Source organism: Micromonospora sp. NPDC052213 (assembly GCF_040679695.1).
Classification (GTDB): Bacteria; Actinomycetota; Actinomycetes; order Mycobacteriales; family Micromonosporaceae; genus Micromonospora.
The window spans coordinates 1-6,990 of the sequence record NZ_JBFAVI010000252.1; the positions used below are offsets into that span (position 1 = coordinate 1).

Below are 6,990 nucleotides of genomic sequence, written 5' to 3' on the forward strand. Positions count from 1 at the left end.
CGCGCCGGCCGGCGCGGGCGCCGGGCCGCGCGGCCGGGGGTCGCCGGACGACCGGCCGTCACCGCCCGCGCGCGGTCAACGCGTACTCGCCGTAGTCGGCGACGCGGGTGAAGCCCAGGCGCTCGTAGAGCCGCACGGCCGGCCCGTTGTCCGCCTTCACGTTGAGCGTGACGTGCGTGACGTCGGTCAGCAGCCGCCCGCACAGCGCGGCCACCGCCGCCGCGGCCAGCCCGCGCCCCCGGGCCCGGGGATGGGTGGTCACGTTGCCCAACGCCGCCACCCGGTACGCCGGCGAGAACACGTGCACCCCGGCGACGGCCACCACCTCGCCGCCCTCGCGGATGCCCACGTACTGGCCGGTGTCCAGCATCCGCGGGTCGAACCAGTTGCCCGGGTAGGCGTCCGCGTACAGCCGGTGCAGCGCGGGCAGGTCCGCGGCGTCCAGCACCACCCCGGCGGGCGGGGTCGCGGCCAGCCGGGCCGGGTCGGTCAGCGCCATCTTGTGGTGCGGGCCGGCCGGCTCCATCCGGTACGCCCCGGCCAGCGCCGGCTCCAGGCCGGGGGACAGGTGCGCCCACAGCCGGGCCGGCAGCACCGGCGCCAGCTCCCGCAGCAGCGCCGCCAGCTCCGCGACCCGCGGCGGCGCCGCGAACGCCAACAGGGTGGGCGGGTCGGCCCCGTGGTACAGCAACGCCACCTCCTCGCCCCGGCGGAACCAGGAGGTGTACGGCCAGAAGAAGTCGTCCAGGTCGCCCAGTTGGTAGGCGTGCAGCACCGGGTCGCGTCCCAGCAGCCCGGCGAGGACGGCCCGGTCGTGTTCGGCGCGCACCGGCATCCGCTGATGATCACACATCCGCTCGGGCGGCCCCGTGGCCGGTCCCGTGGGCGCGGTGGCGCGGGTCAGCAGCCCGTGGACGGCGCGGCGGGGAGGTTCTCGTCCGCCCAGCGGGCCAGCGCGTCGAGGGCCGGCACCAGCGCGGCGCCCCGCTCGGTCAGCTCGTAGCTCACCCCCAGCGGTGGGCCCTGCCGCACCGTCCGGCTGACCAGCCCGACCCGGACCAGCTCGCCCAGCCGGTCGGACAGGACGGACTCGCTGATCCCGGGCAGGGCGCGACCCAGCTCGGCGAACCCGGCCGGACCGTCGGCGAGGGTGCCCAGGAGCATGCCGTTCCACCGCTTGCCGAGAAACGCGAAGGCCCGGGTGATGCCCCCGTGGCACGCCCGACGCGCGCCGTCGACCTCCCGTTCGACCGTCATGGTCCCAGGATACGGCGGGGACCGACAGAACCAGGGACTACTAAAAAGCTAGCTGCTACTGTCGTCGTAGCCAACTAGTCCCTTGCATGGAGATGCCCCCCGATGACCGACGTCTTTTCGCCCCTGATCACCCTGGACCCCGAGGCCCAGGCACAGCTGTTCACCGACGCCCGGACCGCCAACGCCTTCACCGACGAACCCGTCACCGACGAGCAGCTCCAGGCGATCTTCGAACTCGCCAAGTTCCCGCCCACCGCCGTCAACGCCCAGCCCCTGCGCATCCTCTTCGTCGGCCCGGGCGAGGCCCGCACGCGCCTGGTCGCCCACATGAGCGAGGGCAACCAGGCCAAGACCAGCACCGCGCCCATGGTCGCCGTGCTCGCCGCCGACACCGACTTCCACGAGTTCATCCCACAGGTGTTCCCGATCCGGCCGCAGCTGCGCGACGACCTCGCCGGCAACCCCGAGTCCCGCGAGCAGATGGCCCGCTTCAACGCCACCCTGCAGATCGGCTACTTCCTGCTCGCCGTCCGCGCCGCCGGCCTCGCCGCCGGCCCCATGGGCGGATTCGACGCCGCCGGCGTCGACCGGGAGTTCTTCACCGACTCCACCTGGAAGAGCCTGCTCGTGGTCAACATCGGCCGGCCCGCCGAGAACGCCTGGTTCCCGCGCCTGCCCCGCCTCGGCTACACCGACGTCGTCCGGCACGCCTGACACCAACCCACCGGCGCCGAGGCCGGCCGTCGCGCCCGGGGAAGCGGCCAGTCCGCGGAAACCGGCACCGGGGCCGGCCTCGCACCCGGGGAAGCGGTCAGGTCGACGCCACCCACTGGTCGTAGCCGAGCTTGCCCACCAGCGCCAGCACCACCACCAACAACACGATCCGCACGAAGCCGGAGCCGCGCCGCAGCGCCATCCGCGCCCCGAGCGCGGCTCCGGCGATGTTGCACACCGCCATCGCCGCACCCAGCAGCCACCACACGTGCCCGGTCGCGGCGAACACCACCAACGCCCCCAGGTTCGTGCCCGCGTTCACGATCTTCGCCATCGCCGAACCGTGCACGAAGTCCGCACCCACCAACGCGGTGAACGCCAACACCAGGAACGTCCCCGTGCCCGGCCCGATCAACCCGTCGTACAGGGCGATCCCCACACCCGCCACCGCGACCACCGTGGCCACCCGCCACCGCGTCCGCCGCTCCGGCTGCGCCACCACCCCCAACCGGGGCCGCAGCACCACGAACACCGCCACCGACACCAGCACCGCCAACACCACCGGCCGGTACGCCGACGCCGGCACCGCCCCCGCCAGAGCCGCACCCAACCCGGCGCAACACACCGCCAACCCCGCCGACGGCCCCGCCACCGCCCAGTCGATCTTCGTACGCCGCGCGTACGTCACCGCCGCCGTCGTCGTACCCGCGATCGCCGCCAGCTTGTTCGTCCCCAACGCCGACGCCACCGGCATCCCCGGCGCCGCCACCAACAACGCCGGCAACAGCAACAGCCCCCCACCCCCCACCACGGCATCGACCCAACCGGCCATGGCGGCCGCAGCGAGCAGGGTGGTCAGCGACAGGGGGTCCACGGGCCGCCATTCTTCCCACCGCCGACCGCCCCACGAGACCCCTTGTGGCCAGCCTCACCAGCAGTCACGACACAAAGAGCCCGAGCCCCGGCCGCGACGGGCAAGGCTCAGGCCAGCATGTTCTCGATGAGGTCGGCGGCGCGCGGGGTGCCGCCCTCGGCCTGCGCGCCGACGCGTAGCAGTGCCGAACGGCGGGCGACCTGCGCGTCGGTGACCAGATCGTTCAGGGCCGCCCGGAGGGTCTCGGCGGTGGCCTCGGGAGTGTCGATACGGCGGGCCACGCCCAGTTCCACGAGCCGGTCGGCGTTCATGAACTGATCGACGGCCTGCGGCACGGCGATCATGGGGACGCCCGCCAGCAGTCCCTCGCCGCAGCCACCCATGCCAGCGTGGGTGACGAAAGCGTCCGCCTGCTCCAGGATCGCCCGCTGCGGAACCCAGGAGTGCACCTCGACGTTGGGCGGGATGTCGCCGAGTTCCCGCGGGTCGGTGTACCTGCCGATCTGAAGGACGACGTGCCAGCCGGGCAGGTTGCCGTAGGCCGCCAGGCACTGGCGGTAGAACTCCGGCTGACGGGTGTACGCCGAACCCAGGGAGATCAGCAGCACACGCTCCGCGTCCGCCGGGCGGGTCCAGCCGTCCGCGCCCGCACGTGCGTCGAAGCAGGGCCCGACGAAGGTCACCGCGTCGGTGTCCACCCGGTCGCCGTGTGGCTGCATCGCCCGGGTGATCAGCGCAAGGACCCGCGGGGGGCGACCGGAGAAGGCGTCCACGTCGGTGGTGGACGCCCCGCAGTCGGCGAGCCACCGGGCGAACCTCGCCCGGTACGCGTCGGCGCCCGGCAGTTGCCGCAGGTGTGCCACGACGTCCCGTTCGTAGCCGTCCCAGGCCACGAACGTCGGAGACAGCTGCAGGACGGGCCGGTCCTGCGATTCGGCGAGGGCACGCGCGGCGTACGCGCCGATGTCGTACAGGTACAGATCCGCCGGGTCGGGATCGTAGGCGGCGCGCAACTGGGGCAGTGCCCGGACGGCGTCGTCGAGGAAGAGCCCCATCGCGGCGATGGGGTCGTCCGGCCAGTCGTTGTCGGCGACCGGCAGTTCGGACGTGCAGGGGACGAGTTCGGCGCCGGTGGCCGCGATCAGGCCGGCCACCGCCGGGTCGTTGGCGTAGGTCACACGGTGGCCGCGGGCCACCAGCTCGCGGACGACCTCAAGGCTCGGCAGGACGTGACTGACGGCGGGGATGCCGACCATCGCGATGTGGGCACGGCGACGGGACACGGAAGACACGGAAGCTCACTCATTTCAGGTCTACGGCGAAGAGGACACAGCAGGCCAGCGCGCCGCCGCCCTCCGACGGTCGGAGGGGACGCACACGGGACATGCGGGACGGAAGCCGGGGCGCTGCCCCGACCGTGTCAGCCGTAGATCTGAAGGAAGTACATGCCCGCGACTCTAGCCACGCTCAGGCTTCCGGGCACCACGATTTACCGTCGACCGCCATCCGGAGACGTCCCACGCAGGACGATCGCCGCACCGGATCGCCTGCCCGCGCGTCAACCGTGCGGAGTGTCGGGGGCGGCGACCTCCAGATCGGCGATGCTGCCCGACATGATCGTCCGCACGTGCTCGGTGATGTGCTCCACGGGCCAGTCCCACCAGGCCACCGCCAGCAGCCGGGCGACGTCCTGGTCGTTGAAGCGGGTGCGGATGAGGCGGGCCGGGTTACCGCCGACGATGCCGTAGTCGGGTACGTCGCCGGTGACCACGGCGCCCGAGCCGACGATCGCGCCGTGTCCGATCCGTACGCCGGGCATGACCGTCGTGCCGTGACCTAACCAGACGTCGTTGCCGACGACGGTGTCCCCTCGGCTCGGCAACCCGGTGAGCAGGTCGAAGTGTTCCGACCACGAGCCGCCCATGGTGGGGAAGGGGAAGGTCGAGGGGCCGTCCATCCGGTGGTTGGCGCCGTTCATGATGAACCGCACTCCCGTGCCCAGCGCGCAGAACTTGCCGATGATCAGCTTCTCCGGCCCGTAGTGGTAGAGCACGTTGCGCGTCTCGAACGCGGTCGCATCGTCCGGGTCGTCGTAGTACGAGAACTCCCCGACCTCGATCAGCGGGGACTTCACCAGCGGCCGGAGCAGCACCACCCGCGGCTGCTCAGGCATCGGATGGAGGATCGTCGGGTCGGCAGGCACAGGCACGGAAAGAGACTCCCATCGGTTACGGGTCCGTGTCCGCTCCATGATCGCGGCACCACGCCGTCCCAGGACATCGATTTAAGCCGCGACGTCACGCCGCGGCTCGGCTCATCCGCCAGGAAACCCGACCGGCACCCCGACACCCCGGCCCCGCACCACCGTCACCGGCCCCGCCGCCGACGCAACCACACACCCACCGCACCCACCGCGACGAACAGCACCACCGAACACCACAGCACCTTCAACACCCGGCAACACTCCCACGGCCACGTAGGGTGCAAACGTGCGCCTGGCCACCTTCAACCTGCTGCACGGCCGGTCCCTCACCGACGGCCTCGTCGACCCCGACCGGCTCACCGCCGCCGTCACCGCCCTCGACGCCGACGTCCTCGCCCTGCAGGAAGTCGACCGCGACCAGAGCCGCAGCGGCAAACTCGACCTCACCGCCATCGCCGCCCGCGCCCTCGGCGCCGACGAACACCGCTTCGCCGCCGCCGTCGTCGGCACCCCCGGCGAACAGTTCCGCCCCCTGCGCCACGACGACGACGGACACGGCGAACCCTGCTACGGCGTCGGCCTCGTCACCCGCCACCGCGTCCGCAGCTGGCAGGTCACCCGCCTGCGCCCCGCCCCCGTACGCTCACCCGTCTACGTCCCCGGGCCCGGCGGCGGACTCACCCTCCTGCACGACGAACCCCGCGTCGTCCTCGCCGCCGTCCTCGACACCCCGCACGGCCACCTCACCGTCGCCGCCACCCACCTGTCCTTCGTCCCCGGCTGGAACGCCCACCAACTCCGCCAGACCATCCGCGCCCTACGCACCCTGCCCGCGCCCCGCATCCTCCTCGGCGACCTGAACCTCCCCGCCGGCCCCGCCCGACTCCTCACCGGCTGGCGCCCCCTGGGCCGCCGCCCCACCTACCCCGCCGGGCAACCCCGCGTGCAACTCGACCACATCCTCGCCGACCGCCACGGCATCGACCGGCTCCCGCCCGTCACCGCCGTACACACCCCCCTGTCCGCCATCTCCGACCACCGCCCCCTCCTGGTCGACCTCGGCTGACCACCTGTGGCAAGCTGAACCCGACGCGACTGGCGGCCAGGGGATGGCAACAACCATCGGGGAGCTCCACGAGCAGAGGTCGACCGCCTGGGCCTCCGCTGACAGAGGAGCACCATGCCCACCGCCCGACTCCTGCCCGGCGCCCCCGTCGCCGAGCGCATCCTCACCGACGTCGCCGCCGGCGTCACCGCCCTACGCGCCGCCGGCATCACCCCCAGCCTCGCCACCATCCTCGTCGGCGACGACGACGCCAGCGCCGGCTACATCCGCATCAAACAGCGCCAGGCCGCCGAACTCGGCTTCGACTCACCCCACGTCCACCTGCCCGCCACCGCCACCCAGGCCGACCTGCACCGCGCCATCGCCGACTTCAACACCGCACCCGACGTCCACGGCCTGCTCATCCAACACCCCATCCCCGGCCACCTCGACTACGACCGGGCCCTGCAGACCATGGACCCCGACCTCGACGTCGACGGCATGCACCCGCTCAACATGGGACGACTCGCCCTCGGCCTGCCCGGCCCGCTGCCCTGCACCCCCGCCGGCATCGAAGCCCTGCTCGCCTTCCACGACATCCCCGTCGCCGGCCGCGACGTCGTCATCCTCGGCCGCGGCGCCACCCTCGGCCGCCCCCTCGCCCTGCTGCTCACCCAGAAACGCCCCACCGCCAACGCCGCCGTCACCGTCGTCCACACCGGCGTCCCCGACTGGGCCACCCACACCCGCCGCGCCGACATCCTCATCGCCGCCGCCGGCGTACCCGGCATCATCCAGCCCGAACACGTCCGCCCCGGCGCCACCGTCATCGGCGGCGGCGTCCGCTACGAAGGACGCCGCCTACTGCCCGACGTCGGCGCAGGTCTCGTCGACGTC

General features: G+C 72.8%; 8 protein-coding genes and 1 riboswitch. Of the genes, 3 read left to right on the forward strand and 5 right to left on the reverse strand.

Annotated elements, in window-relative coordinates; translation table 11 throughout:
• Positions 1-58: 58 nt before the first annotated feature.
• Positions 59-835 carry a GNAT family N-acetyltransferase gene (locus tag AB0L34_RS32080; protein WP_363709216.1) on the reverse strand — a complete coding sequence of 259 codons (777 nt, stop codon included), beginning with the start codon at positions 833-835 and terminating at the stop codon, positions 59-61.
• Between the two features lie 65 nt (positions 836-900).
• Positions 901-1,257: a helix-turn-helix domain-containing protein gene (locus tag AB0L34_RS32085; RefSeq protein WP_350705627.1), complete on the reverse strand. Its 357-nt coding sequence runs from the start codon at positions 1,255-1,257 to the stop codon at positions 901-903.
• A 102-nt stretch (positions 1,258-1,359) separates the two neighbouring features.
• Between AB0L34_RS32085 and AB0L34_RS32090 the strand changes: the two genes are divergently transcribed.
• The gene (locus tag AB0L34_RS32090) at positions 1,360-1,971 is read left to right on the forward strand and encodes a malonic semialdehyde reductase (protein ID WP_357461917.1); all 612 of its coding nucleotides are present in this window, start codon (positions 1,360-1,362) and stop codon (positions 1,969-1,971) included.
• A 97-nt stretch (positions 1,972-2,068) separates the two neighbouring features.
• On the opposite strand, the gene AB0L34_RS32095 is transcribed toward AB0L34_RS32090, so the two are convergent.
• The 3 genes from AB0L34_RS32095 to AB0L34_RS32105 all read right to left on the reverse strand — a co-directional run bounded on the left by AB0L34_RS32095 (position 2,069) and on the right by AB0L34_RS32105 (position 5,018).
• Positions 2,069-2,845, reverse strand: coding sequence for a TSUP family transporter (locus AB0L34_RS32095; protein WP_357461918.1), 777 nt, complete (start codon positions 2,843-2,845; stop codon positions 2,069-2,071).
• A 107-nt stretch (positions 2,846-2,952) separates the two neighbouring features.
• Positions 2,953-4,128 (reverse strand): macrolide family glycosyltransferase, encoded by a 1,176-nt coding sequence (locus tag AB0L34_RS32100; protein WP_363709219.1) that lies wholly within the window; start codon positions 4,126-4,128, stop codon positions 2,953-2,955.
• Between the two features lie 275 nt (positions 4,129-4,403).
• Complete coding sequence (locus tag AB0L34_RS32105; protein WP_363709221.1) at positions 4,404-5,018, reverse strand: CatB-related O-acetyltransferase; 615 nt, start codon at positions 5,016-5,018, stop codon at positions 4,404-4,406.
• Between the two features lie 316 nt (positions 5,019-5,334).
• On the opposite strand from AB0L34_RS32105, the gene AB0L34_RS32110 reads away from it, so the two are divergent.
• Positions 5,335-6,114 (forward strand): endonuclease/exonuclease/phosphatase family protein, encoded by a 780-nt coding sequence (locus tag AB0L34_RS32110; RefSeq protein WP_363709223.1) that lies wholly within the window; start codon positions 5,335-5,337, stop codon positions 6,112-6,114.
• A gap of 15 nt (positions 6,115-6,129) precedes the next feature.
• Positions 6,130-6,214, forward strand: a riboswitch (ZMP/ZTP riboswitch).
• A 14-nt stretch (positions 6,215-6,228) separates the two neighbouring features.
• The coding region (locus AB0L34_RS32115; protein ID WP_363709225.1) for a tetrahydrofolate dehydrogenase/cyclohydrolase catalytic domain-containing protein at positions 6,229-6,990 on the forward strand (762 nt) is incomplete at its 3' end.

Excerpts from the sequence above, each read along its gene's own strand:
- AB0L34_RS32085 (WP_350705627.1), bottom strand. The coding sequence starts at position 1,257 with ATGACGGTCGAACGGGAGGTCGACGGCGCGCGTCGGGCGTGCCACGGG.
- AB0L34_RS32090 (WP_357461917.1), top strand. The coding sequence starts at position 1,360 with ATGACCGACGTCTTTTCGCCCCTGATCACCCTGGACCCCGAGGCCCAG.
- AB0L34_RS32105 (WP_363709221.1), bottom strand. The coding sequence starts at position 5,018 with ATGCCTGAGCAGCCGCGGGTGGTGCTGCTCCGGCCGCTGGTGAAGTCC.
- AB0L34_RS32080 (WP_363709216.1), bottom strand. The coding sequence starts at position 835 with ATGCCGGTGCGCGCCGAACACGACCGGGCCGTCCTCGCCGGGCTGCTG.